This window comes from Tenacibaculum sp. M341 (assembly GCF_004337695.1).
Taxonomy (GTDB): Bacteria; Bacteroidota; Bacteroidia; order Flavobacteriales; family Flavobacteriaceae; genus Polaribacter.
Genome location: NZ_SJXJ01000020.1, coordinates 77,921 through 78,962, shown reverse-complemented (window position 1 = coordinate 78,962; position 1,042 = coordinate 77,921). Strand labels below are relative to the sequence as shown.

Sequence of the window (1,042 nt, the reverse complement as noted above, 5' to 3'; positions counted from 1 at the left end):
TAATTAGTAAGCGATGCCACTCACCAACATTATGGAGTATTAATCTTCATTTCTAAAGGCTATCCTCCTGTACAAGGCAGATTCTATACGCGTTACGCACCCGTTCGCCGGTCGTCATCTGTAGCAAGCTACAATGTTACCCCTCGACTTGCATGTGTTAAGCCTGCCGCTAGCGTTCATCCTGAGCCAGGATCAAACTCTTCATTGTAAATTTTAAATATTATAATGAATAGTTTCAAAAGAATTTAACTTCGTTTGAAGTTATGGTTATTTCTTACTCTCTAATTACGCTGTCAATTTCAATAATATCAATGAACTTCGTTAATCTTAATATTTAGTCTATCTCAACCAAAATCGCAATCAACTTACTCTTGTAGAAACACTAGAATCGAACTAGTTAACATGTTATCTGTTATTCCAAAATCTCTGTGATCGTCTGCTTTCGTTTCTGAAAGCGGATGCAAAACTATAACCTTTTTTTATTCTGACAAAACTTTTTTTGAAGTTTTTTCTAAAGTTATTTTCTCGCAATAAATCAATGAACTCCCGCCAAAAACGGACTGCAAATATACAAGCTTTATTTTTAAACCCGCAAGTAAAATTTTAATTATTTTTTAACTTAAATTTTACGCTACACTTACACTCTGTTAATGAACTTACACAAACTCTAAAACTGTGTTTTGTTATTTGCGGGTGCAAAACTACACACTCTTTACAAACCTACCAAACTTTTTTAAGCCTTTTTTTAATTTTTTTTTAATCAACAGACTTTCAGATACATAAAAACCAACTTTATTATACCTCTTGTATTTCTTCTCTTCTCACCGTTCTCACTCATATAATAAGTATACTACAAATACTGCTTTTTATTCTATCAACAGAACATAGTCTCTTACATATATATCTATCTTAACACTACTTCTATCTCTATGTTGCGTTAGGGATTGAAGCATTTGTTGGAGCTCTTTTTAATTTTTATCATTAAAATTAAAAAAGCGACTGCGGAAAACCTGACCCATAGGGAACGCCATTAAACAATTAT

1 rRNA gene is annotated in these 1,042 nt (G+C 32.4%); it reads right to left on the bottom strand.

The annotated features are described in order from the left end of the window. A 16S ribosomal RNA gene (locus tag EYW44_RS18090) occupies nt 1–208 on the bottom strand; the annotation flags it as partial. Between the last annotated feature and the right edge of the window lie 834 nt (nt 209–1,042).